A 23841-nucleotide genomic window follows, 5' to 3' on the forward strand; every position below is an offset into this window, starting at 1 on the left:
CGCTCCTTACTCGGACCACGGGTCGGGCGAGGCAGGACGGGGCGGGGCAGGGCTTCTCCCGCGGGCTGCGGGGCGGGCCGCGGCCGGGTTCGCTCCCGCGTCCTCTCAGGCTTGGGTCAGGGCCCAGAACCCCACCGCGAAACAGGCCAGGGCCAGCAGCAGCATCGGCACCGCGACCTTGGCGGGCGGCCCCGGACGCGGCCGTGCGCGCCTTCCTCGGCGTTGCGGAACCGCCGCCGTCCGGGACGGAACCTGAACGGACCGAGCGGTGTACGAAGCGGTGGAGGCGTACGCGTGCTGCGGCATCGCGGCGGACGGGGTCGGAGGGAGATGGGGGGAGGGCCCCTGCGCAGGAATGGGTGCGGTGGGGGGAGTGGGCGTCGGGGTCGGATCGAACGGCGGGGGGTAGACCGGGGCGGACGTCGGCAGCGGGAGCGCGGTGGGGGGAGTGGGCGCCTGCGCCTCCGGCCAGGCCTGCTGTGACTGTGACTGTGGCTGCGGCTGTGGGTACTGGAGCTGGTGAAGGGGAGGCTCGGTCTCTGGTTGCCGCTGGGAGCCGGTACCAGTACCGGTCATGGGGTGCGGCGGCGGCAGATGGAAGCTGCCGGTGTCCGACATCGAGGACGGCTGGGGAGAGGTCCCGAGGGCGGGTTCCTGAGGTGTGGCGTCGGGGGCGGTAAGAGATCGAGCGTCCTCGGGGACGGACCGAGCCTGTACGCCGTCGAGGTCGGTCAGGGGCCGCACGCGCTCGCGGTCGGACTCAACTCCCCCTTCCCCGGAGGCGGGTTGAGACCGTACGCCGTCCTGAGCGGGCCGCTGTCCCACGGAGCCCTGGGCAGATCCCTGCTCCACGTCAGCGGGACGGGATTCCGGGAGTACGCCCCCGGTACCGGGACCAGGTCGGCCGCCCCCCGGAACGGACCCCTGCGGCCCCCGCGCCCCCGAGCCGGGGCCGTGACCGGATACCTCACCGGGGTCGGGCACGGAAGCCGAGGCGGCGCCCGGGCCTCCTGAGCCGTGCCTTGAGCGGGAGCCGTGCCTTGAGCCGGAGTCGGGCCCGAAGTCGGAGTCGGGCCCGAAGTCGGAGTCGTAACCAAGGCCAACGTCGATGCCGAGGTCAAAGCCTGATCCGGAGTACGAGTCGGCGTCGAGTCCGGTGTGGGCGGCCGTGGTGTCCCGATGTCCGCGGGAGGACAGAGTCCGTCCACTCACTTGCGAAGTGTTCCCAGGCTCCAGAGGTCCCGCCTGACCGAACCCCTCGGGCAGTGGCCCGAGTTGGTCGAAGACCTCGATCAGTTCGTCGTCGGGTCCGGGCTCGGGCAGCAACTCGACAGCCGCGGCAAGGGCCTTGCGCGCTCCTGTGGCGGTGCGGAAGCGAGCGTGCGGATCCGGCTGGAGGAGCATCGCCACGACCTGCCACAGCGGCTCGGGTATCCCCCGCGGGGCGGACGGCGTGCCGTGCTCGGCGAAGTACTCGATCAGCGCCTTGGCGTCGGGCTTGGTGCCTTCCAGGAGGTACAGGGCGACCAGGCCCACGGCGAAGAGGTCGGCCGGAAAATCCGGCTCGGAACCCAGCATCTGCTCGGGTGCGAAGTAACCCGGCGTCCCCACCACGTAGTTGGTCTCGGTGAGCCGCGGTTCGCCCAGCCGCATGGCGATGCCGAAGTCGGACAGACGCAACCGCGGCCGGGCCGTGCCGGTCGCTTCGAGGAGCACATTGGCGGGCTTGATGTCGCGGTGCACGACCCCCTCCGCGTGCACGGCGGCGAGACCCGCGAGGAGCTGGTCGACCAGGGTGCAGACGAAGGAAGGAGGCAGTGGGCCGTAGTCGTTGACCAGGTGGACCAGGGAGCCCCCGGCGACCAGATCCATGGTGAACAGGACCTTGTCGTCGTCGGCGGCCCAGCTGGCGGGAGCCAGCACATGAGGATGGTCGATCCGCAGTGCCTGTTCCCGCACGAACCGCAGCAGGGCGTGCGCGTCGCTCTGCTGGAGCACCTTGGCGGCCACATAGCGGCGCCGCCGGTGGTCCCAGGCGCGCCACACCGCACCGACTCCCCCGCGCCCGATCGGGTCGACCAGTTCGTACCGGCCTGCGAAGACCTCACCCATGGTCGTACGTCGCTCCCCTTCGGCGGTCGGTCCGGAGACCTCTTCCGAGGTGCCCGGCTGCATGACGTGCGGCGGCTGGAAGGTGTCACGGCTTCCAGCGCCGGGCGGTCGGCGGCCGGGCTCGGCTCAGTTCTGGTGGGACTGGTAGTGCGCGACCGCGTCGGACGTACGGCCGGCACCGTAGACCCGGAGGAACTCTGCCAGTTCCGGGTGGGTCGGGGCGAGGGTGTCCGCCGCGTCGATGATGTCGCCGGCGGCAGCCACCGAGCGCAGCAGTGACTGGATCTCGCGGACCACCCGCTTGACCGTCGGGGCTCCCGAACTGGTCGTGGACTGCGTGGTGTTGCTGAGCACCGATCCCCCCTGGGACTTCTTGATCTCGTCCATCCGCTCGGTCGCCTCGGCGGCGCTGACGCTCCCGTCGGCGACCTGCCCCGCCAGGTCCTGCAGAAGCTGGACGCGCTGGACCACCGCGGGATTGCCGATCTTGGCCCGCTGACCGCTCATCAGCTGCGACAACATGGGGGCGGACAGACCCAGCACCCCGGCGAGACGCGCCTGGTTCAGGCCCAGGTCCTCTATGAGCCTACGGAAGAGCGCCCCCAGCGGCTCCCCGTACCAGTTCCGCTGCAGCTCCCGGGCTCTCGCGGTTGCTTCCTGCTGTGCGGCGTCCATTGCGTCTCCCCATCGCTTCCCCAAGTACCGCGGTTCGCGACAGCGAACCACGTCGAGCATCTTACGGAGAGTGGTCGTCCACGGGGACCCCCAATATTTTGCGAGATCCCGTGGGTGACCCGGTACTCTGGTCTGCGGCGCCCGTCGACAGATGGTTCTTGTGGTCGGACGCTCCTCTTACGGGGCCTTAGCTCAGTTGGTAGAGCGCTGTCTTTGCATGGCAGATGTCAGGGGTTCGACTCCCCTAGGCTCCACACCTCGGACCGGCCAGACGCCCAATAGCGGCGGCTGGCCGGTTTTCGTCTGTCCCCATTGGTCCGCGTCCGCGCCCCTGGTGAGGCCGTACTTCGACGGGACGGGGCCGACGCGAGTGGCTCCAGTGACGTGCGTCACAGGAGGGGATTTGCAGACGTTGCAGTTCTTTGCGCAAACAGGATGGCCGGGGCGAGGGCTGCGGCTCCGCCCTGCGGGCGGCCGGTGCGGCGCCGAGGGGTGGAGGGTCCGGCCGGGGCCCTTGTGTGAGCTGCTGTGCCGCCTGTCGCGTGACCGGTTCGGCGCATTCCGTTAACAACATCTCCATGGATGCTGCACACGAGAACCGTTGCAAACGTCATCGCGGGCCGTGCGGGTAAATCCACCGCAGGGAGTTCGCGGCCCCTCACGCCGACGTTCCACGTGAAACATCGCCGCGGGGCAGGAGACCGTCAAGTCTCCTGCCCCGCGGCGATGTTGGGCCGGGTTTCAGTGGCGGTCGTCGCGCTCCGCGGCCTCTTCCTCGGCTTCCTTGACCTGGACCTCGGGGTCGAGGTCGGACTGGCCGCTGCCGTCGACCGACGAGAGACGCCCGGTCTCGGGCACCTCGGTCGCGGCCGGCGGTTCGACGAGCCAGTCGGGGTTGGCCTGCTTGTCCCACCACTTCCAGGCGGCGAAAGCTCCGCCCGCCAGAATCCCCAGCACGGCCAGCCCCTTCACGAGACGGCCGGCCTTCGCCCGCCGCTCGTGCTTGCGGAGCAGCTTCTGGATCTCCCGCGGTGTGACCTGGCCGCGCAGAGCGGCGATGGCCGCCACCCCGCGCGCCGCGGCCTCGTCCCGAACGGGCTGGGCCGCGGCCACCGCCTGCTCGATCCTCGGCTTCGAATAGTCGGCGGCCTGACGAGCCGCCCTGCGGGTGCGGATGGCCGCTTCCTGGGCGGCCTGGTCGACCTTCGGTGGCACATGGGTACGGGCCTGCTCAAGGCGCGGCGCGAGATGGGCGTCGTACTGGACGCGGGCCTGTTCGGCGGCCTGCGACACCTTCGGCGCGAGCCGTACACGCGCTTCACTCGCGTAGTACGAGGCCCTGTCCTTGGCCGTGTCGGCGTAAGGCGCCACCACTTCCGCGGCGTGCAGCACGCTGTCCTTCGCCGAGCCGGTCGCGGCGCGCACGCTGTCGATGCGGGTCACGGGTTTCCTCCTCCTCGGTGGCGTACGTCGGGGATACCGGGTACCCCCAAAGACACACAGTTCACCTTTCCGCCCCTATGGGGATCATGCCTGCCCGAGAGGTCCGGGGCATGTGAGGGCGGGCATCCGTGTCACGGGTGCCGACTCCCGGGGACTCCGGAGACGGAGCCGGTCAGGTGTCGATCAAGTGAGATAGCGGACTAATACGGGGCAACGGGAGCTTGTCGTCGACAATGCCACGGATCGCCCGGGCTCGCTCCCGTCGCGGCGCGACTCGACCGGTTTTCTGCAAGACCCGCGTCCGCACGTGCGTCCGGAGGTGGCGGTCGGGGGCCCAGAGCCCCGGGCCGTGCGAGGATCGGGCAGTCAAAAGAAGGCAACGGAAGGCAGATCGTGGCCGAGCAGCTTCACGCCACCCTGAAGACCAACCAAGGCGACATCGACATCCGGCTCCTGCCGAACCACGCGCCCAAGACGGTTCGGAATTTCGTCGAACTCGCCAAGGGTGAGCGTGAGTGGATCAACCCGACGACGGGTGTGAAGTCCACGGACAAGCTGTACGACGGCACGGCCTTCCACCGGGTGATCAGCGGCTTCATGATCCAGGGCGGTGACCCGCTGGGCAACGGCACGGGTGGCCCCGGCTACCAGTTCGAGGACGAGTTCCACCCGGACCTTCGCTTCGACAGGCCCTACCTGCTGGCCATGGCCAACGCCGGCCCGGCCACCAACGGCTCACAGTTCTTCATCACCGTCTCCCCGACGGCCTGGCTGACCCGCAAGCACACCATCTTCGGTGAGATCACGGACGCGGCCAGCCAGAAGGTCGTGGACGCCATCGCCGGCACCGAGACCAACCCGCGCACCCACCGCCCGGTCAACGACGTGGTCATCGAGTCGGTCGTCGTCGAGACCCGCGAGCGCTGAGCCCGGGCCGGGCTCCCTGTCCATGAGCCCGAAGGCTCCTGGAGGGAACCAAACGCCCCGTTCATCCGTAAGGATGGACGGGGTGGTGTGTTGTGCACACGGACCCGCTTGTGACCGCGTGCGAGCCGCCGTACGGAGATTGAGGGGACCCCATGGATCAGCTGCCCGGCAGCCCGCAGGGCCCGCGGGACCAGGGACCGAAGGACGCCCAGAACCTGCCCGGTTGCTACCGGCACCCGGACCGCGAGACCGGCGTCCGCTGTACCCGCTGCGAGCGCCCGATCTGCCCCGAGTGCATGGTCAGCGCCTCCGTCGGCTTCCAGTGCCCCGACTGCGTCCGCGGTGGTTCCGGCACCGGCCACGCTCCGGCGGCCAACCAGCCCCGCACGCTCGCGGGCGGCACCGTCGCGGCGGACCCCCGGCTCGTCACCAAGGTGCTGATCGGCCTCAACCTGGCCTTCTACCTCGTTCAGTTCTCGGTGGGCGACGCCTTCACCAACCGCTTCGACCTCTTCGGGCGTGCCTTGCTCTCCGGAGACATCCAGGGCGTGGCCGAAGGCCAGTGGTACCGGATGCTGACGTCGATGTTCCTGCACGCCAACCCCATGCACATCATCTTCAACATGCTCAGCCTGTGGTGGGTCGGCGGTCCCCTGGAGGCGGCCCTCGGCCGCGCCCGCTACATCACCCTCTACTTCGTCTCGGGCCTCGCGGGCAGCGCTCTCACCTATCTGCTCGCCGCCCCCACCCAGCCGTCGCTCGGCGCCTCCGGCGCGATCTACGGTCTGTTCGGTGCCACCGCGGTTCTGATGCGCCGGCTCAACTACGACATGCGCCCGCTCATCGCCCTGCTGGTGGTCAACTTGATCATCACCTTCAATCCCGGCTTCAACATCGCCTGGCAGGCGCACATCGGCGGTCTGGTCGGCGGTGTGGTGGTCGGCTACGCGATGGTCCACGCGCCGCGGGAGCGGAGGAACCTCGTCCAGTACGGGGTCGCCGCTCTGATGCTGGTCGCGGTGGTCGCCACGACGCTGCTCAGGACCGCTCAGCTCACCTGAGGCCTTCAGCCGAGGTCCGCGGCCCAGCTCACCTGAGAGAGCGTTCGGCTCACCTGAGAAGTGATGTTGTCCACAGACCGTGGCGGATCTTGTGCACGCTGTGCGGGAACAGCTGTGCCCCCTGTCACTGACTCGAGTTTCCCCAGGTCGGACAGGGGGCGAACAGGTTTGCGGATGCCGGTGGACCAGTCACACCGGCGTCAACCGCGGATGAGTTATCCACAGATCGTCTTTCTTTTCCACCTGTGGAAAACTGCTGTGGATAACTCAGTGGATAGCCGTGGGCAGAGCTGGTGCCCCGGCCGTCTCCGTGTGAGCGAAGACGGTCACTTCCACTGCGTGGAGACGCCGAATCCGGCCGCGATGAAGCCGAAGCCGACCACGATGTTCCAGTTGTCGAGCGCGTCGATCGGCAGGGAGCCGTCCGTCACGTAGAAGACAACGATCCAGGCGAGACCGAGGAGGAACATGGCCAGCATGGCCGGTGCCACCCAGGTATTGCTGGTCAGCTTGATGTTGGTCGCCTGCTTCGCCGGGGGCGGCGTGTAGTCGGCCTTCTTGCGGATACGTGACTTCGGCACGAGGGTCTCTCCTGTCGATGCGCTGCGTGGCCGCGCAGGGAACTTGGGCGGGCTCCGGGGCAGCGTACAAGGGGACACTGAGCGCTCCCCCGGGCGTCCGTTAGCGTAGTGCTTCCGCGGCGCCGAAGGAGATAAGGGTACGTTGAGCAATTCTGCCGACTCCCCCGGGACGGATTCCAGTCCTGGCGGTACGCACCGTTTCCGGCCTGTACGTGTCCTCACGGTGGCCGTCTTCGCCCTCGCGGGCCTCATCTTCTTCACGAGCTTCGATACGGCCAAGGGTACGAACATTCGTACGGACGCGTCCATGCTGAAGCTCTCCGACCTGATTCAGGAGCGCAGTCACAAGAACGCGACGCTGGACGAGTCCAACGGCTCCCTGCGTCGCGACGTGGACACCCTCGCCGGCCGTGAGGACGGCAGCAGCGAGGCCGGGGACGCCAAGCTCGCCGCGCTGGAGAAGAACGCGGGCACCCAGAAGCTCAAGGGCGAGGCCGTCACGGTCACGCTCAACGACGCCCCGCCCAACGCGACGGCGAAGCTTCCCGGCTACCCCGAGCCGCAGCCCGACTACCTCGTCATCCACCAGCAGGACCTTCAGGCGGTGGTGAACGCCCTGTGGCAGGGCGGAGCCCGGGGCATCAAGGTGATGGACCAGCGGCTGATCTCCACCAGCGCCGTGCGCTGCGTCGGCAACACCCTGATTCTCCAGGGCCGCGTCTACTCGCCCCCGTACAGGATCACCGCCATCGGCGACCCGCAGAAGCTCCAGAAGTCGCTCGCCGCCTCTCCGGCGATCCAGAACTACATGGTGTACGTCAACGTGTACGGGCTCGGCTGGAAAGTCGAGGAGGCCGGGACGGTGACTCTTCCCGGCTACTCGGGCACAGTGGATCTCCACTACGCGAAGCCCGTGGAGTAGGTGCCGGACCTCGCGGAGCAGTGGGCGCATCCTGTGGAGCGAGCTGCCGCCGGGGGGACCTTGTGTCGGTGCGAGTGGTCGTCAGGACGATCAGTGAGCTGTGCCTCACCGCCGGCACCCTGATCGTGCTCTTCGTGGTCTACGTGTTGTTCTGGACGGGAATCCAGGCCGACAGCGCGATGAACCACCAGATCGATGTACTCCAGAAACAGTGGTCGAAGGGAGCGGTGACCCAGGCACCGCGGACCCCCTCGGACTCTTCGGGTCCGTCCGGCTCCTCGGGCTCCTCCGGTTCCGCGGGCCCTTCGGGTGCCACCGGTGGCGCCGGCGGTACGGCCACCGAGAGCCCGAAGCCGCCCGGCCCCTACAAGTACGGCGGCCCGTTCGCGGTCATGTACATCCCGCGGCTCGGTTTCACGTGGAACAAGCCCGTGCTCGAAGGCACCGCCACGCAGGTCCTGAAGAAGGGGCTCGGCCACTACCGGGGCACGGCCCAGCTCGGCCAGGAGGGCAACTTCTCCGTCGCAGGTCACCGGCGTACGTACGGGGACCCCTTCAAGGACTTTCCCGAGCTGCGCCGGGGCGACGCGGTGGTGCTGACGGACGGGACGACCTGGTTCACGTATCGGATCGACAAAGGCCCCTACAAAACCGTGCCCTCCGACATTGAGGTGATCGACCCTGTGCCACGTAAGTCCGGGTATACGCGTCCGGGGCGCTATCTCACGCTGACCACGTGTGATCCGGAGTGGGGGCACAGTCACCGGTTGATCGTCTGGGCACACCTTGATTCCACACAGCCTGTGGAGGCAGGGAAACCGGTGGCTCTGCGCCGTTAGTCTGTTGGCGTACGGCGACGGAAGGGACGGCATGTACGGCTGGATCTGGCGGCATCTGCCGGGGAGCGTATGGGTGAAGGCGCTGCTCTCACTCGTGCTCGTCCTGGCAGTGGTCTACGTGCTCTTCCAGTACATCTTCCCCTGGGCCGAACCGCTGCTGCCCTTCAATGATGTGACGGTGGACAACCAGTGACTACGCGCATCCTCGTTGTGGACAACTACGACAGCTTCGTCTTCAACCTGGTCCAGTACCTGTACCAGTTGGGCGCGGAGTGCGAGGTGCTGCGCAACGACGAGGTGTCGACCGCGCACGCCCAGGACGGCTTCGACGGTGTGCTCCTGTCCCCGGGGCCCGGCGCTCCCGAGCAGGCCGGTGTCTGTATCGACATGGTCCGGCACTGTGCCGCGACCGGGGTGCCCGTCTTCGGTGTCTGCCTCGGGATGCAGTCGATGCAGGTGGCGTACGGAGGTGTCGTCGACCGCGCGCCCGAGCTGCTGCACGGGAAGACCTCGCTCGTGGAGCACCAGGGCAAGGGCGTCTTCGCCGGTCTGCCGTCGCCCTTCACCGCGACCCGCTACCACTCGCTGGCGGCCGAGCCGGAGACGGTCCCGGCCGAGCTGGAGGTCACGGCCCGTACCCACGACGGGATCATCATGGGTCTCAGACATCGCGAACTGCCGGTCGAGGGTGTGCAGTTCCACCCGGAGTCGGTGCTGACCGAGCACGGCCACCGGATGCTCGCCAACTGGCTGCTCGAGTGCGGCGACAAGGTGGCCGTGGCGAGGTCGGCGGGGCTCGCCCCGGTGGTGGGCAGGGCCACGGCGTGACCGCGCTGCGCCCCGAGCGCGACAGCTCCCCCTACGGCGGCGAGGCCGCGTACGGGGGCGCCGGTGCGTTCGAGGCGGCGGTCGGAGGGCTCGCGGACCCGCTGACGGATCCGCTGCCTGGTCAGAGCCAGGGACAGGGACAGGGACAGGGACAGGGACAGGGACAGGGCGTACAGCAGCAGGGGTACGGCCCCGGCGCGTACGGACCCGACTGGTACGCCGCACAGCAGCAGCAGACGCAGGCCGCGCAGTTGCAGGCCGCTCAACTGCAGGCCGCTCAGTTGCAGGCCGCGCAAGCTGCTCAGCTGCAGGCCGCTCAGGCGCGGGCGGCCCAGGTTCAGGCCGCCCAGGTTCAGGCCGCCCAGGTTCAGACGGCTCGGACACAGGCCGCGACGCAGGCCATGCCTTCAGCGCCGGCGTCGGCACCGTCGTACGCCGATATGTATGAGCGGACGTACTCCCCGCCGTACCAGGAACCCGTGGCCGCCCAGTACCGCGGACCGGTCGCCGCTCCCCGGGCGGAGCCGGTCGCGCCGCGTCTGCCGTTGGACGACGAGACGGTCGCGTTGCGTCTTCCCGACTCGCCCGGAAGGGCGGAGGGAGGCGCGCGTGCGGCCGGCAGCGGGGCGGTCCCCGCCTCCGGGGGCCGTGCGGCCCGCCGTAAGGCCGCCAGGCGCCACGGAAGGTACGGAGAGGCGCAGGAGTCCCACGAGCCCCAGGAGGCGGCTCAGGAGGCCGCTGGGGCCCCTCGGAGCCGGATGGACGCCCGGCGCGCGGCGCGGGCGTCGAAACCCAGCGCGGGCGTCCTCGTGAGCCGGATGGTCGGCGAGGTGTTCATCTCCACCGGCGTGCTGATGCTGCTCTTCGTGACCTACCAGCTGTGGTGGTCGAACGTGCGGGCGCACGAGCAGGCGGGCAGTGCCGCGCAGCACCTGCAGCAGGACTGGGCGAACGGCAAGCGGAATCCGGGGACGTTCTCGCCCGGCCAGGGCTTCGCCATCCTGCACATTCCGAAGCTGGACGTGGTCGCGCCGATCGCGGAGGGCACCAGCAAGACGAACGTGCTCGACCGCGGAATGGTCGGCCACTACGGCGAGGCACCCCTCAAGACGGCGATGCCCGACGCCAAGACGGGCAACTTCGCGCTCGCCGGGCACCGCAACACCCACGGCGAGCCGTTCCGCTACATCAACCGGCTCAAGCCGGGCGACGACATCGTGGTCGAGACGCAGGACGACTTCTACGTCTACAAGATGACGTCGATCCTGCCGGTGACGAGTCCGGGCAACACGAGCGTGCTCGACCCGATCCCCAAGGGTTCGACCTTCACCGGGCCGGGCCGCTACATCACACTGACCACCTGCACACCGGAGTTCACCAGTAAGTACCGGATGATCGTCTGGGGCAAGATGGTCGAGGACCGGCCGCGCAGCAAGGGCAAGCCCGACGCGCTGGTCGGCTGAGGACAGACGCCGAGGCACGCGCGAACGGACGCGTGCGGGTGTCACGTGCACGTGAGACAAGCCGAGACAGACCAGACGGGGCAGATGAACTGTGGCAGCGAGGACCGACCACGCCGGGCGCGCCGGCTCGGAAGCCGGATACGCAGCCGCCGGTGACGCGCCTGGGGGGCGCCGGCGCATCGGATGGTTCGCGATGACGGTCAGCGTCTTCGGTGAACTCCTCATCACCGTGGGGCTGGTGCTCGGCCTGTTCGTCGTCTATTCGCTGTGGTGGACGAACGTCGTGGCCGACCGTCAGGCACACCAGCAGGGCGACAAGGTCCGCGACCACTGGGCGCAGGCCCCGAGCGGTCCGGGCGCCCTGGACACCAAGGACGGCATCGGCTTCCTGCACGTCCCGGCGATGAAGAACGGCGAGGTGCTCGTCGAGAAGGGCACGGCGACGAAGGTCCTCAACGACGGCGTCGCCGGCTATTACACGGACCCCGTCAAGGCGTCCCTGCCGATGACCGGCAAGAACGGCAACTTCACGCTGGCCGCTCACCGCGACGGCCACGGTGCCAAGTTCCACAACATCGACAAGATCGCCAAGGGTGACGCGATCGTCTTCGAGACCAGGGACAAGTGGTACGTCTACAAGGTCTTCGACATCCTTCCGGAGACCTCGAAGTACAACGTCAAGGTGCTCCAGACGGTCCCGAAGGAGTCCGGCAAGGTGAAGCCCGGCCACTACATCACGCTGACGACCTGCACACCGGTGTACACCTCCCGCTACCGCTATGTGGTGTGGGGCGAACTGGAGCGCGTGGACAAGGTCGACAGCGCCCGTACGCCGCCGAAGGAACTGCTCTGACGCGACTGCACCGGTCCAGGCGCGTCCGGGGGAAAATCGCCTGACACGGCGCTAGCATGGCGAAGGCCCGAAGCCGCAACCACTCTTTGCGGCTTCGGGCCTTTTCGCGTTTGTGGTGCGGTTACTCCAGAACCGCCAGTGCCGCTCCTGCGCTCCACTCCTCCAGCAGACCTCGGTGTACGGCCGTGATGCCGCCGTCGGTGGCGATGTTCAGGGCGTCGCGAGTGAAGGGGCACGTCGCTACGAAGAGGGCCACCTCCGAGCTGTGTAGAACCTTTGCCGCGCCGACGAACTTCTGGACGTCGGGGCTGGTGACGGAGAGGTAGGGCGCGAATCTCTTGCACTGGACGACGAGGGTTCGTCCGTCGGCCGTGCGACCGGTGATGTCGACTCCCCGGTCCCCGTTGCGGCCTCGTACGACGACGGCGGAGCAGCCGTCGCGGCGCAGCAGTTCGGCGACGTACTCCTCGAACTCGCGGCCGTTCATGGCGTCGATGGCCGCCATGACTCCGGCAAGAGGTCGGTCTTCCCGAAGACTTTCCAGCCGCTGCAGCCGGGCGTGATGTTGGCGGAGCTTCCGCTCGACGGTCTGGACTCCTGCCCGCAGGGCGATCAGCTCCCTGCGGTGTTCGCCTGATGTCTCGATCAGCGCGTTGAACATCGGGACGACGGTCCCGCAGAGGATGTGGGTGATGCGCTGGTCGATGCGGTCGTCGAGTGAGCGGCTATCCCTGTGGAGAGGGTTGTCCACAGACTGCGTGCGTGCGAGGTACTCCATGTCGAGGAGGTACGTACGCACTTGACGTGCAACTTCGCTGTCGCGGAGCAGCATGGCGACGTTGAGGACGGCCCGGCGCGACCAGAGTGCGAGGCTGGAACGGGGCGTGGACGACTTTCCGGATAGAGAGACAACGTGTCTCCCTTAAACCGAGCCAGCTCTTCGCCACGCAGGATCCGCAAGCCGTTCACTGTCAGCTCGGCCCGGTGGCGTTGTGCCATCCGGTTGATGGCACGCTCCGCGACTTCGAAGTACGTCGCGACCATCGCAGTCGTCACGCTCATCCCGTCCGGCAGCAGCGATAGCGCTTTGACTTTGTCGAGTACCTCAGTGCGTTCCATCACGCTGTCTCGTAGAGCTTTCGATTCCAGCAGAGCCGATTCGTTGATCACGTACTGCCCCCTTTGTTCGTTGCGGAGGCCTTGCGGCCGGGGCAGAGCTTCGATTCCGCCCCATCCCGTCAACGAGTCGGGAAGTATGAAGAAACGGTCGAATTTCGCACACCAGGTCGCCAGGGGGCGACTTGATCGTCTTTGACTCCAGGGATAAGTGGTGCGTCCACAGGGTCTTCCAGGGGGTCGGCGCAGCCCCAGTGGGGCCCCAGGTCAACGAGAAGGGCCCCGGCACTCAAGAGTGCCGGGGCCCTTCCCGTCGGTTGCCCGAGTGCGGTCCTTGGTGGGCTCAGTTGCCGCCGAAGAGGCCCCCACCGCCGTTGTTGTTGCCACCGTTGTTGTTGCCGATGTTCACGGTCGTGAGGGTGACGGTCGTGTTGTCCGGGCTGTCGACCGGGCTGTTGGCGTTCGGGTTCTGTCCGATCACCGTGGCGTTGTCGCTTCCGTCGCTGCCCGGGGCGAACTGGATGTTGTTGAAGCCCTGCTGCTGCAGAATCTGCCTCGCCTCGGCCACGGTCTTGCCGACGACGCTCGGCACGGTCGACTGCTGCTTGGCCTTGCCGATCTGGATCGTCACGTGGGAGCCGGGGTCCGCCGGGCTGTTGATTGCCGGGCTCGTCTGGATGACCTTGCCGACCAGGTTCGGGTCGTCGGTGTCCGTGTCGACGCAGTCGCCGACGAGGTTGTTGGCCTGCATCTGTGCCCTGGCCTGGTCGCAGTTCTTGCCGGCGACGTCCGGGACGATGGACTGCTTCTTCTCCGCGGCGACGGTCAGGGTGATTATCGCGCCCTTTGCCGCTTCCTTGTCGCCCTTGGGGTTCTGGGAGATGACGATGCCCGGGGCCTGGTCGGACTCCTGAGTCTTCTGGTCGACCTTGAATCCCTTGCCCTCGAGCTGGGCCTTCGCCTTGTCGAAGGTGAGGCCCCTCACGTCCGGCACGGCCACCTTCGGCGCTCCGGTGGACACGACCACATTGATCGTGTCGCCCTTCTTCACCTTCGAGCCGATGCCCGGCTCCTGCGAGCAGATGTTGCCCTTGGGCTCCTTCTCGCAGGGCTTGTTCGTGGGGGAGAGCTTCAGCTCGCGGTTGTCCGCCATCTTTCTGGCGTCCGGCAGCGTCTGACTCACGAAGTTGGGCACCTCGAACGAGTCGTTGCCCGCTCCCTTGCCCGAGAACGCGTACTTCCCGATCAGGATGGCGCCGATCAGCACCAGGATGCCCGCGACGACCAGGAGGATCGTCGAGGTGTTGCTGTTGTTCTTCTTCTGGCGGCGGCGGTCCGGGCGGTCGTCGTAGCCGTAGCCGCCGTCGTCCGGGTTCATCGGCGGCAGCATCGACGTGGCCTGCGCGTCCGAGGAGCGCAGGGCCGTGGTCGGCTGGTCGTCGCCGTAGCCGTAGCCGACCGAGCCCATGGCGGCGCTGGCCGCGACGGGCTGGCCGTCGAGGCAGGCCTCGATGTCGGCGCGCATCTCGTCGGCGGACTGGTACCGGTAGTCCGGGTCCTTGACGAGGGCCCTGAGCACGATCGCGTCCATCTCGTGCGTGATCTCGGGGTCGAAGACCGACGGGGGCTGGGGCTCCTCGCGCACGTGCTGGTACGCGACGGCCACCGGGGAGTCGCCCACGAAGGGCGGGCGCACCGTGAGCAGCTCGTACAGCAGGCAGCCGGTGGAGTAGAGGTCCGAGCGGGCGTCGACCTGCTCGCCCTTCGCCTGCTCCGGCGAGAGGTACTGCGCCGTGCCGATGACCGCGGCTGTCTGCGTCATCGTCATGCCGGAGTCGCCCATGGCCCGGGCGATGCCGAAGTCCATGACCTTGACCTGGCCGTTGCGCGTCAGCATGACGTTGGCCGGCTTGATGTCGCGGTGGACGATGCCTGCGCGGTGCGAGTACTCCAGGGCCTGGAGGATGCCGATGGTCATCTCCATGGACCGCTCAGGGAGCAGCCTGCGGCCCGAGTGCAGCAATTCGCGCAGCGTGGACCCGTCGACGTACTCCATCACGATGTACGGGATGGAGGTGTTGTCGATGTAGTCCTCACCCGTGTCGTATACGGCGACGATCGCGGGATGGTTGAGCGAGGCGGCCGACTGGGCCTCCCGGCGGAACCGGGCCTGGAACGACGGGTCACGTGCGAGGTCGGCCCGCAGCGTCTTCACCGCCACGGTACGGCCGAGCCGGGTGTCATGCGCGAGGTAGACCTCCGCCATGCCACCACGGCCGAGCACGTGGCCCAGCTCGTACCGGCCGCCGAGGCGACGCGGCTCTTCCATAGCTACCTACCAGCCCTCTCCGTCGGTCCCGACCGCACCTTTGTGTGGTCCGGCGGTGTGCCGTCCGGGCATACCGTACCCGGATCGCCTTCTGTGACCTGGCCAAGACCGTCACCCGTGACAGGACCGGTATCGCAACGTGCACCGATGTGATGGGGACGTGAGCGGGGTCACTTCTTACTGTCGATGACTGCCTTCATCACGTCCCTCGCGATGGGGGCGGCGAGACCACCACCCGTGATGTCTCCGCGGTTGGCGCTGCCGTCCTCGACCACCACGGCCACGGCGACGGGAGAGCTGCCGTCGGGGAGCTTGGCGTACGAGATGAACCACGCGTACGGCTTCTCGCTGTTGGCGACACCGTGCTGGGCGGTACCGGTCTTGCCGCCCACCGTGACACCGGAGATCTGCGCCTTCGTACCCGTGCCCTCCTTGACGACCGTCTCCATCATGTCCTGCAGGATCTGGGCGTTGGCCTCGGAGAGCGGCTGGCTGAGCTTCTCGGGCTCGGTCTGCGAGACGACGTCCAGGCTCGGTGCCTGCAGCTTGTCGACCATGTAGGGCTTCATGAGCGTGCCGTTGTTGGCGACGGCGGAGGCCACCATGGCCATCTGCAGCGGGGTCGCGGCGGTCTCGAACTGGCCGATGGAGCTGAGAGCGGTCTGCGCCTGGTCCATCGCCTTGGGGAAGACGGAGGCGTTGGAGCGCACCGGCGTGAGCTGCTCGGAGTTGAAGCCGAACTTCTCGGCCTCCGTCAGCATCTTCTCCTTGCCGAGGTCGGCGCCGATCTTGCCGAAGACGGTGTTGCACGAGACGCGGAGCGCGACCCGCATCGTCGCGTTCTTGCAGGGGATGTTCCCCTCGTTCTTCAGCTCGGTCGTGGTCTTCGGCAGGATGTACGGCAGCGGAGAGTCGGTGTGCTGGTCCGCGGACGTGTACATGCCGTTCTCCAGTGCCGCGGCCGCGGTGACCACCTTGAAGGTGGAGCCCGGCGGGTAGGTCTCGCGCAGCGCCCGGTTGAGCATCGGGTCGTCGGGGTTGTTCTTCTTCTGGAGCTTGTTCCAGGCCTTCGCGTCGTTGTCGGAGGTTCCGGCGAAGGACGAGGGGTCGTACGACGGGGTCGACGCCAGCGCCAGGATCGCGCCGGTCTGCGGGTTGATCGCGGCGACGGCGCCCTTGCCGCGGCTCAGCAGGCCCTGGTAGGCGGCCTTCTGCGCGGCTGCGTTGAGGGTGGTGACGACGTTGCCGCCCTGCTGCTTCTTGCCCGTGACCATGGCGAGGGTGTTGCGGAAGAAGAGCCGGTCGTCGTTGCCGGTGAGGATGCCGTCGTCCAGCTTCTCCAGCTGGGAGGCGTCGAAGGCCTGCGAGGCGTACCCGGTGACGGGCGCCCACATGGGGCCGTCCTTGTAGGTGCGCTTGTACTCGAAGTCGTTGATGCCGTTCTTCTTCGACTTGGTGGCCCCGGTGATGGGGTCGCCGTCGACGACGATGTCGCCGCGCGGGGTGGCGTACCGCTCGATGGCGACGCGGCGGTTGTTCGAGTCGGTTCGCAGGCTGTCCGCCTGGACGTACTGGACGTAGTTGTCGCGGAGGAGCAGGGCGAGGACGAGGAGCCCGCAGAAGATCGCGATCCGTCGCAGGGGCTTGTTCACGGGCGGACCACCTGGGTCATCTCGGCGTCGGGGCTGGGGGCGGGTGCGGGCGCCGGGCGGCGGGCGGTGTCGCTGATCCTGATCAGGATGCCCATCAGTGCCCAGTTGGCGATGACGGAGGAGCCTCCGTAGGCCACGAACGGCATCGTCATACCGGTCAGCGGGATGAGGCCCATGACGCCGCCGGCGACGACGAAGACCTGGAGTGCGAAGCCGCCGGAGAGGCCCACGGCGAGGAGCTTGCCGAACGGGTCGCGGGCCGCGAGGGCCGTTCGGATGCCGCGCTCGACGATCAGGCCGTAGAGCACCAGGATCGCCATGATGCCGGCCAGGCCCAGTTCCTCGCCGAAGGTGGCGAGGATGAAGTCGGAGTTGGCGGCGAACCGGATGAGTTCGGAGTGGCCCTGGCCGAGGCCGGTGCCGAGGGTGCCGCCGGAGCCGAAGGCCCAGAGGGCCTGCATGGACTGCTCGGTGTGACCGGGGACGCCCTGTCGGCTCTGCATGAACTCGTGCATGGGGTCGAGCCAGGCCTGGACACGCTGCTGGACGTGCGTCTCGAAGGTCGCCACACCGACCGCGCCGGCCGCGGACATCAGCAGACCGAAGACGATCCAGCTGGTGCGCTCGGTGGCGACGTACAGCATGATGATGAACATTCCGAAGAACAGCAGCGACGTACCGAGGTCGGTCTCGAAGACCAGGATCAGGATCGAGATGAACCAGACCACGAGGATCGGGCCGAGGTCGCGGCCGCGGGGCAGGTACAGCCCCATGAAGCGGCGGCTGGCGAGGGCCAGCGCGTCCCGCTTGACCATCAGGTAACCGGCGAAGAAGATCGCCAGGACGATCTTGGCGAACTCACCGGGCTGGATGGAGAAGCTGCCGACGTGGATCCAGATCTTGGCGCCGTAGATGTTGGCACCGAGGCCGGGGACCAGCGGCAGGAGCAGCAGCACCAGTGCGCCGACCATGGAGATGTAGGTGTAGCGCTGCAGGACGCGGTGGTCCTTCAGGAAGATCAGCACGACGACGAACAGGGCGATGCCCAGTGCGGTGTACATCAGCTGGCGGGGCGCGGCGGTGCCGGCCTGCTTGATCGACTGCAGCAGTTTGGACTGGTCGAGTCGCCAGATGATGACCAGCCCGAGGCCGTTCAGCAGTGTCGCCAGCGGCAGCAGCAGCGGGTCCGCGTACGGGGCGAACTTACGTACGACGAGGTGGGCGACGCCGGCCAGCAGGCCGAGGCCCAGGCCGTAACTCAGGAGGCCGGCGGGCACCTTGTCGTCGATGGCGAGGCCCACGTTGGCGTAGGCGAACACCGGGATGACAACGGCGAACACCAGCAACGCCAGTTCGGTATTGCGTCGGCTGGGTGCGCCGATGGATCCGATCGTGGACGTGTGGTGCGTCGGCGTGTTCGAACTACTGCTCATCGTGTGACAGGGCCCCTCACGGCTTCTTACTGCTTACCGCACAGCGAGACCAGCTTCTGCTCCTCGACGGAGAGGCTGGGGCCTGGTGTGGGAGTGGGTGCGGTCGTGGACTTGGAGGACGAAGGTGCCGAGCTCGACGGGGTCGGGCTCGGGGTGGACGTGGCCTTGGACGTCAGAGAGGTCTTTGTGGTTCCCGTGGTCCCACCGGCCTTGCCCTCACCGGTCTTCGCGTTGTTCTGGCTCTCGGCGGCGCGGCGCTGCGCGTCCTTCCGGCAAGCGGAGGCCTGCACGGCGAGCTCGTCGATCTTCGACTTCGCGTCGGCGAGGCCGCCTTCGGCGATGGTCGCCTTGACCTGCTTCTGCTGATACGGCGGCAGGTACTTGAGTTCGATCTCGGGGTGGTCCTTCTCCACCTTCGAGAGCGAGACCCAGGCCAGGTCCTGGCTGATGCCGCGGTACAGCGCGACGTGGTCGTCCTGGGTGCCGACGTAGTACTGCGTCTGCGTCCAGCGGTAGCCGCCGTAGAGGCCGCCGCCGAGGACGGCGAGCGTCAGGACGATGTAGAAGGATCTCTTCAGCCACTTGCGTCCGGTGCGCGGCTTGACGAAGTCCTCGTCCGTGTAGTCGCCGAAGCCGCCGGTGGACACGTAACCGGTGGTGTCGCCGCTGCCGGGCGGGCCGAACTCGCCGCCGCCCTGGCCGGGGACGGGCCGGCCGAGGCTGGAGGCGCGACCGGCGGGGGTCTGCATGGCTCCGTTGTCGTGCAGCTGGTGCTGGTTCTCGGCGACCGCGCCGACCACGACGGGAGTGTCGGAGAGCTGCGCGGCGAGGGTGTCCCCGGAGTCGATGTCGAGGACGTCGGCCACGATGACGGTGATGTTGTCCGGGCCGCCTCCGCGCAGCGCGAGCTGGATGAGCTCCTGCACGGTCTCCTGCGGGCCCTGGTAGCTGGCGAGGGTGTCTTCCATCGTCTGGTGGGAGACGACGCCGCTGAGGCCGTCGGAGCAGATCAAGTAGCGGTCGCCGGCCCGGACTTCGCGGATGGAGAGGTCGGGCTCGACGTGGTCGCCGCTGCCCAGCGCGCGCATCAGCAGGGAGCGCTGCGGGTGGGTGGTGGCTTCCTCCTCGGTGATGCGCCCCTCGTCGACGAGGCGCTGCACCCAGGTGTGGTCCTGCGTGATCTGCGTCAGCACGCCGTCCCGCAGCAGATAGGCGCGGGAGTCGCCGACGTGGACGAGGCCGAGGCGCTGGCCGGTCCACAGCAGGGCGGTGAGCGTGGTGCCCATGCCCTCCAGCTGCGGGTCCTCCTCGACCATCAGCCGGAGCTGGTCGTTGGCGCGCTGCACGGCGGTGCCGAGCGAGGTGAGGATGTCGGATCCGGGTACGTCGTCGTCGAGCGCGACGATGGTGGAGATCACCTCGGAGCTGGCGACCTCACCGGCGGCCTGGCCGCCCATCCCGTCGGCGATCGCGAGCAGGCGAGGACCGGCGTAGCCCGAGTCCTCGTTGCCCTCGCGGATCATGCCTTTGTGCGATCCGGCGGCGAAGCGCAGTGACAGACTCATGCGCACCTCGCCCGTCGGCTCCGGGTACATCCGCACGGTGCCCACCCTCCGGTCGGGAGCGCGCCGGGGTCCGTCGTGTGGACCGCCGCTGCGTGCTCGCTCCGCTCGCTCATTGTCGTACTACTTCCGCAGCTCGATGACGGTCTTGCCGATGCGGATCGGCGCGCCCAGCGGAATGGGCGTCGGAGTCGTCAGTCGGCTCCGGTCGAGATACGTGCCATTGGTGGAGCCGAGGTCCTCGACGATCCACTGGCCGTCCCGGTCCGGGTAGATCCTGGCATGCCGGCTCGACGCGTAGTCGTCGTCCAGCACGATGGTGCTGTCGTGTGCGCGGCCCAGGGTGATGGTCTGTCCCTGGAGCGCGACGGTCGTGCCCGTGAGGGTGCCCTCCGAGACGACCAGTTTGGATGGTGCTCCGCGGCGCTGGCGGCCGCCGCTGGGCGGCTGCTGCTGGCGCTGCTGTGGAGGCGCGGCAGGCCGCGCGGCCTGCTGAGGCCTTGCGGCCTCCCTGCGGGAGCCGCGCTGTGTGACGCGCGTTCCGAACAGGTCGCTGCGGATGACCTGCACGGCCACGATCACGAACAGCCACAGTACGGCCAGGAAACCCAGCCGCATGACCGTGAGGGTCAGCTCTGACATTGCCCCCGCTTCACCCTTCGGCTTGCCGGTAAATGATGGTGGTGCTGCCCACGACGATCCGCGAGCCGTCGCGGAGCGTAGCGCGGGTTGTGTGCTGCCCGTCCACCACGATGCCGTTGGTGGACCCTAGATCCTGGATCGTCGAGGGCGTTCCGGTCCGGATCTCACAGTGCCGGCGGGATACGCCGGGGTCGTCGATCCGCACGTCGGCTTCGGTGCTGCGGCCCAGCACCAGAGTCGGGCGGGAGATCTGATGGCGTGCGCCATTGATCTCGACCCAGTGCCGCATACGGCCACCCGCCGCCGGGCCGGCCGGGGGTCGGGCACCGATGGGTGCCGCGCCCGGACGGCCGCCGGGCGGCGGCGCGGACGGCATGGGGGGAGCGGCCGCGGGCGGGTAGCCGTAGCCACCCTGGGCTCCGCGGGGAGCCGCCGGGGCGGGGCCCGCGGGGGCACGCTCGGGGGACTGTTGATTGGCGGAGGAGGCGAGCGTACGGCTGCGGACCCGGTACAGGCCGGTGTCGAGGTCGTCCGCCTTCTCCAGGTGGACCTTGATGGGGCCCATGAAGGTGTAGCGCTGCTGCTTGGCGTAGTCGCGGACCATGCCTGCGAGCTCGTCGCCGAGCTGGCCGGAGTAGGGGCTGAGCCGCTCGAAGTCCGGCGTGCTCAGCTCGACGATGAAGTCGTTGGGGACGACGGTCCGGTCGCGGTTCCAGATCGTGGCGTTGTTGTCGCACTCGCGCTGGAGCGCTCCGGCGATCTCCACGGGCTGGACCTCGGACTTGAACACCTTGGCGAAGGTGCCGTTGACCAGACCTTCGAGTCGCTGCTCGAACTTCTTCAGGACTCCCATGGGGCACCTCCTCCTTCGTTGCCGTCCTGGTACAGCTTGCTGTCGTCTTCCTGATCCTGCTGGCCTTGCTGGTACTGCTTACTGATCGTATCCACGCGTCGGGAAATCGGCTGGTTCCCCCTGTCGGCCCGGTCGACGGGTTGTCGACGCCTTCCGAAGTCCCCTCCCGGAGTTCCCTGAGAGGCCCCTCTTCGAACTCTTCCCGGCACTGCTTCTGCCATGGATCGTAGAGGCGCCCCACGACCAGTGTCCCGCACCTGGCTGTGCAGCCCGTCCGACTCCTGGGGAGATGCGCTGGACCGGTACGAGGTTGATACGTGAACCGGTTCTGTCTGAAACGTGTGACGCACGCCGGGTTGCCGGTGAGGGAGGCGGCCGGCGCGGGATCCGGAGCCGCTCGGGCCACCGGGCCGGGCGGGACAAGGGCACCGGGCCTGCGGATGCCGGGCGCGGGGGCGGGGTATGCCGGGGGCTAGGGGCGGGGGAAAGGGATGTGATTCCACCCCTGACAGCGTGCTAATCTTCTCGATGTCGGCAGGCGCTCGCACCACTCGGTGGGAGACGGACGACACACCCAATGCGCGGGTGGCGGAATAGGCAGACGCGCTGGATTCAGGTTCCAGTGCCCGAAAGGGCGTGGGGGTTCAACTCCCCCCTCGCGCACCAGCTGAAAGCCCCTCAGGTCTTCGACCTGAGGGGCTTTCACGTTGTCCGGGTGCTTCCGGTGCTGCTCCCGAGTTCTCGTGCGAGGCCCGCGACGGGGAGTGCCGCGCGACGCGGACGGCTCGGAGCCGCTGTGAAGTGTGACGATGCTCTCACGCGGGTGCCGGGGAGTTGTCCGGGCGGCGGCTGGTGAACCGGCGTTCGTGGGCCCGGCGGATCTTCGGCGCGACGGGCTCGACAGGCGTGACGGGCGCAACAGTCGGGGCGGGGCCGACAGTCGGAGTGGTGCGAGGGTCTCGGTGCCGGGAAGGGCCGGCGGAGCGGGTAAAGCGGAGCCGGCAAAGGGGAGAGCCCCGCAGGGTGAGGTGTCCGGCCCTGCGGGGCTCTGTGCTGCTGTGCCGTCTCCGGTGGGCGGAACGGCGGCCGTCGTCGCGTGCCGTGCTTAGGCGGCGATGCGCTCCGCGACCTTCTTGGCCTGAGCGGCCGCGTCGTCGAGAGCCTTGCTCCGGGACGCCTCGAAGAGCGGGGTCAGCTCGGCCATCGCCGGGTTGTGCGGGGCGCTGGTGAGCTCCGGGACGATGAAGTCGACCTCGAGGGCGAGCATGTCGCGCAGCACCGCCTCGAGGTAGTTCTGCACGTACTCGAAGCCCTCGCGCGGAGTGCCCGGCGCGTACGAGCCGCCGCGGCTGGCGACGACGGTGACCGCGGTGCCCTTGATCTTCGAGTCCTCGGCCATGGCGGTGCGCCCCATGAGGACCACGTTGTCCAGCCATGCCTTGAGGGTCGAGGGGATGGAGAAGTTGTACATGGGGGCGCCGATCAGGATCGCGTCCGCGTTCTCCAGCTCCTCGATGAGCTTCAGGCGTGCGGCGAAGGCCTCGGCCTGCCCGGCGGTGTGCGCGTCCGGGGCGGCGAAACCGGCGGTGTGGGCGTCGGCCGTGATGTGCGGCACAGGATGCGCTGCGAGGTCGCGGTAGACGACCGTGCCGTCGGGGTGCTGCTCCTCCCAGGCCGCGCGGAAGGCGTCCGTCACGGCACGCGAGGTGGAGGCGCCGCCCGGGAAGACGGACGAGTCGATGTGGAGGAGGGTGGCCATGGGGATCTCCAGACAAACGGGATGTATTGGGGCGGTGGGCCGGGACCGGGACTGCGGTCGGGGCCGAGATGGGGACCGGGTCGGGACCGGGGAGGGCCGCGGGCGGGGTCGTACGGACTCTTGGGGTGGAGTCCGTCCTTGCGGGCCCCTGGGGCGGGCCCGGGGGCGCGGTCGCTGAACCGGATCCAGGGCAGGGCTGTCGAAGGGAGTCGAGTCACCCCGAAGGGCTTCTCTTTCGTTCCTAACTAGAGATAACACAGGTACTTACTTTTTTTCATCCCCTTGTGGAGACGCAGTACCCTGGGCCCATGGCAGAACCGGGAAGCCACGACGCGGGGCCGTGTCAGAAGGTCGACGAGGGCATGACCCGTGTCTTCACGCTGCTCGGAAAGCGCTGGACGGGTCTCGTCGTCTCGGTTCTGATGCAGCACCCCGTCCACTTCGCCGATCTGCGCCGAGCGATCCCCGGGATCAGTGAGCGGATGCTTTCGGACCGGCTCACCGAACTCGGCGCGGCCGGCCTGGTCGTGCGCGAGGTCACTGAGGGTCCCCCGCTGCGGGTTTCGTACCGTCTGACGGAGGCGGGCGCGGCTCTGGAACCGGCCCTCAAGGAGCTGGGGTCCTGGGCGGAGAGGTATCTGCCGGAGAGCGGATCCTGTCCGGGGCGGCTGCGGTAGCGGCCCGGGGCGTGAGCCGACTCGCTCGAGCCGTTCGCGGGGTTGCCGCACCGGCGCCCGGTCGGGCCGCGTGAGCGGGTGTGTTCTCGGCTTCTTCCCCGTGGGTCCGTGGAG

At 68.3% G+C, this 23841-nt stretch carries 21 protein-coding genes and 2 tRNA genes; 11 read left to right on the forward strand and 12 right to left on the reverse strand.

What is annotated here, in order from left to right; genetic code table 11:
* Nucleotides 1-105: 105 nt before the first annotated feature.
* Together ACZ4N5_RS01255 and ACZ4N5_RS01260 are read right to left on the reverse strand one after the other, a co-directional pair.
* The gene (locus ACZ4N5_RS01255) at nt 106-2112 is read right to left on the reverse strand and encodes a serine/threonine-protein kinase (protein ID WP_467755079.1); all 2007 of its coding nucleotides are present in this window, start codon (nt 2110-2112) and stop codon (nt 106-108) included.
* A 126-nt stretch (nt 2113-2238) separates the two neighbouring features.
* The gene (locus tag ACZ4N5_RS01260) at nt 2239-2787 is read right to left on the reverse strand and encodes a helix-turn-helix domain-containing protein (protein ID WP_037689714.1); all 549 of its coding nucleotides are present in this window, start codon (nt 2785-2787) and stop codon (nt 2239-2241) included.
* Between the two features lie 181 nt (nt 2788-2968).
* On the opposite strand from ACZ4N5_RS01260, the gene ACZ4N5_RS01265 reads away from it, so the two are divergent.
* Nucleotides 2969-3041 (forward strand) — tRNA-Ala (locus ACZ4N5_RS01265).
* Nucleotides 3042-3528: 487 nt separating this feature from the next.
* Here the strand turns inward: ACZ4N5_RS01265 and ACZ4N5_RS01270 are convergent.
* Nucleotides 3529-4230, reverse strand: a complete 702-nt coding sequence (locus ACZ4N5_RS01270) for a DUF5324 family protein (RefSeq protein WP_467755080.1) — start codon at nt 4228-4230, stop codon at nt 3529-3531.
* Nucleotides 4231-4623: 393 nt separating this feature from the next.
* Between ACZ4N5_RS01270 and ACZ4N5_RS01275 the strand changes: the two genes are divergently transcribed.
* Both ACZ4N5_RS01275 and ACZ4N5_RS01280 read left to right on the forward strand, forming a co-directional pair.
* On the forward strand, nt 4624-5157 hold the full coding sequence (locus tag ACZ4N5_RS01275; RefSeq protein WP_467755081.1) for a peptidylprolyl isomerase: 534 nt from the start codon (nt 4624-4626) through the stop codon (nt 5155-5157).
* A 152-nt stretch (nt 5158-5309) separates the two neighbouring features.
* On the forward strand, nt 5310-6218 hold the full coding sequence (locus ACZ4N5_RS01280) for a rhomboid family intramembrane serine protease (RefSeq protein WP_467755082.1): 909 nt from the start codon (nt 5310-5312) through the stop codon (nt 6216-6218).
* Between the two features lie 326 nt (nt 6219-6544).
* On the opposite strand, the gene crgA is transcribed toward ACZ4N5_RS01280, so the two are convergent.
* Nucleotides 6545-6799 (reverse strand): cell division protein CrgA, encoded by a 255-nt coding sequence (gene crgA / locus ACZ4N5_RS01285; RefSeq protein ID WP_467755083.1) that lies wholly within the window; start codon nt 6797-6799, stop codon nt 6545-6547.
* Nucleotides 6800-6941: 142 nt separating this feature from the next.
* Here crgA and ACZ4N5_RS01290 point away from each other — a divergent pair, with 142 nt between their 5' ends.
* The 6 genes from ACZ4N5_RS01290 to ACZ4N5_RS01315 all read left to right on the forward strand — a co-directional run bounded on the left by ACZ4N5_RS01290 (nt 6942) and on the right by ACZ4N5_RS01315 (nt 11704).
* Nucleotides 6942-7721 (forward strand): DUF881 domain-containing protein, encoded by a 780-nt coding sequence (locus ACZ4N5_RS01290; RefSeq protein ID WP_467755084.1) that lies wholly within the window; start codon nt 6942-6944, stop codon nt 7719-7721.
* Between the two features lie 68 nt (nt 7722-7789).
* Nucleotides 7790-8560, forward strand: coding sequence for a class E sortase (locus ACZ4N5_RS01295; protein ID WP_467755085.1), 771 nt, complete (start codon nt 7790-7792; stop codon nt 8558-8560).
* Between the two features lie 31 nt (nt 8561-8591).
* The gene (locus ACZ4N5_RS01300) at nt 8592-8753 is read left to right on the forward strand and encodes a hypothetical protein (RefSeq protein ID WP_467755086.1); all 162 of its coding nucleotides are present in this window, start codon (nt 8592-8594) and stop codon (nt 8751-8753) included.
* Nucleotides 8750-9388, forward strand: a complete 639-nt coding sequence (locus tag ACZ4N5_RS01305; RefSeq protein WP_467755087.1) for an aminodeoxychorismate/anthranilate synthase component II — start codon at nt 8750-8752, stop codon at nt 9386-9388. The genes ACZ4N5_RS01300 and ACZ4N5_RS01305 overlap by 4 nt, the downstream gene beginning before the upstream one ends.
* Nucleotides 9389-9828: 440 nt before the next feature.
* Nucleotides 9829-10851, forward strand: a complete 1023-nt coding sequence (locus ACZ4N5_RS01310) for a class E sortase (RefSeq protein ID WP_467755382.1) — start codon at nt 9829-9831, stop codon at nt 10849-10851.
* Nucleotides 10852-10942: 91 nt separating this feature from the next.
* A complete protein-coding gene (locus ACZ4N5_RS01315; protein WP_467755088.1) occupies nt 10943-11704 on the forward strand; it encodes a class E sortase in 762 nt (253 codons plus the stop codon).
* Between the two features lie 121 nt (nt 11705-11825).
* On the opposite strand, the gene ACZ4N5_RS01320 is transcribed toward ACZ4N5_RS01315, so the two are convergent.
* From ACZ4N5_RS01320 to ACZ4N5_RS01350, 7 genes are all read right to left on the reverse strand, one after another.
* Nucleotides 11826-12503 carry a restriction endonuclease gene (locus ACZ4N5_RS01320; protein WP_467755089.1) on the reverse strand — a complete coding sequence of 226 codons (678 nt, stop codon included), beginning with the start codon at nt 12501-12503 and terminating at the stop codon, nt 11826-11828.
* Between the two features lie 660 nt (nt 12504-13163).
* Nucleotides 13164-15149 carry a Stk1 family PASTA domain-containing Ser/Thr kinase gene (pknB, locus tag ACZ4N5_RS01325; protein ID WP_467755090.1) on the reverse strand — a complete coding sequence of 662 codons (1986 nt, stop codon included), beginning with the start codon at nt 15147-15149 and terminating at the stop codon, nt 13164-13166.
* A 170-nt stretch (nt 15150-15319) separates the two neighbouring features.
* A complete protein-coding gene (locus tag ACZ4N5_RS01330; RefSeq protein ID WP_467755091.1) occupies nt 15320-16801 on the reverse strand; it encodes a peptidoglycan D,D-transpeptidase FtsI family protein in 1482 nt (493 codons plus the stop codon).
* The gene (locus ACZ4N5_RS01335) at nt 16798-18234 is read right to left on the reverse strand and encodes an FtsW/RodA/SpoVE family cell cycle protein (protein ID WP_355851612.1); all 1437 of its coding nucleotides are present in this window, start codon (nt 18232-18234) and stop codon (nt 16798-16800) included. Before ACZ4N5_RS01335 ends, ACZ4N5_RS01330 begins: the two co-directional genes overlap by 4 nt.
* A gap of 26 nt (nt 18235-18260) precedes the next feature.
* A complete protein-coding gene (locus tag ACZ4N5_RS01340) occupies nt 18261-19799 on the reverse strand; it encodes a Stp1/IreP family PP2C-type Ser/Thr phosphatase (RefSeq protein WP_467755092.1) in 1539 nt (512 codons plus the stop codon).
* Between the two features lie 120 nt (nt 19800-19919).
* On the reverse strand, nt 19920-20438 hold the full coding sequence (locus tag ACZ4N5_RS01345; RefSeq protein WP_261703701.1) for an FHA domain-containing protein FhaB/FipA: 519 nt from the start codon (nt 20436-20438) through the stop codon (nt 19920-19922).
* A 10-nt stretch (nt 20439-20448) separates the two neighbouring features.
* Nucleotides 20449-21291 (reverse strand): FhaA domain-containing protein, encoded by an 843-nt coding sequence (locus ACZ4N5_RS01350; RefSeq protein ID WP_261703700.1) that lies wholly within the window; start codon nt 21289-21291, stop codon nt 20449-20451.
* Between the two features lie 579 nt (nt 21292-21870).
* Here ACZ4N5_RS01350 and ACZ4N5_RS01355 point away from each other — a divergent pair.
* A tRNA-Leu gene (locus ACZ4N5_RS01355) sits at nt 21871-21957 on the forward strand.
* A 439-nt stretch (nt 21958-22396) separates the two neighbouring features.
* On the opposite strand, the gene ACZ4N5_RS01360 is transcribed toward ACZ4N5_RS01355, so the two are convergent.
* A complete protein-coding gene (locus ACZ4N5_RS01360; RefSeq protein ID WP_467755093.1) occupies nt 22397-23050 on the reverse strand; it encodes an FMN-dependent NADH-azoreductase in 654 nt (217 codons plus the stop codon).
* 308 nt (nt 23051-23358) lie between these two features.
* Here ACZ4N5_RS01360 and ACZ4N5_RS01365 point away from each other — a divergent pair, with 308 nt between their 5' ends.
* Nucleotides 23359-23727, forward strand: a complete 369-nt coding sequence (locus ACZ4N5_RS01365) for a winged helix-turn-helix transcriptional regulator (RefSeq protein ID WP_467755094.1) — start codon at nt 23359-23361, stop codon at nt 23725-23727.
* Nucleotides 23728-23841: the final 114 nt, after the last annotated feature.

This window comes from Streptomyces sp. NPDC026500, from assembly GCF_055567635.1.